The following is a 512-nucleotide window of genomic DNA, read 5'->3' on the forward strand; positions in this document are numbered from 1 at the left end:
GCATGAAAAAGTCGTTGGTTTTTGTTTGATGTCTTGTCATCAGTCTAGTTTCGGCTCCTAATAGCTAGCGTATAGTTCATACTTCCCTGTGCACAGAAGAACACGGTGCTTTGGTCAGTCTGATCTATCCGTACGCTATTGATCAGTCGCCTACACTTCCTGATTACTCTTATCTAGTTTTCAAGGTACATATATTAGTATGGTGGAGCCTAGCGGGATCGAACCGCTGACCTCCTGCGTGCAAAGCAGGCGCTCTCCCAGCTGAGCTAAGGCCCCTTTATAGAATGGTGGGCCTGAGTGGACTCGAACCACCGACCTCACGCTTATCAGGCGTGCGCTCTAACCAGCTGAGCTACAGGCCCATTCTAAAAGGTTTTGTTTGAGGTTATAACATTAATCCTTCAAAACTGAACCAAACAACGCAGTATGATGCAACCTACAACGTAGGTTGTTCCGTAATATTGTCCAGCTCCAGCACCCAACGACTAGCACAACTTCCCTCTCCTCCGTAC

Annotated in this window: 2 tRNA genes; both read right to left on the reverse strand. The window is 47.5% G+C overall.

Features of this window, described 5'->3' with window-relative positions:
* Nucleotides 1-200: 200 nt before the first annotated feature.
* Nucleotides 201-276: transfer RNA gene (locus tag ACTNEP_RS20505), tRNA-Ala, on the reverse strand.
* 9 nt (nt 277-285) lie between these two features.
* Nucleotides 286-362, reverse strand: a tRNA-Ile gene (locus ACTNEP_RS20510).
* Nucleotides 363-512 lie beyond the last annotated feature (150 nt).

This window comes from Gracilibacillus sp. HCP3S3_G5_2 (assembly GCF_052063305.1).
Taxonomy (GTDB): Bacteria; Bacillota; Bacilli; order Bacillales; family Amphibacillaceae; genus Gracilibacillus.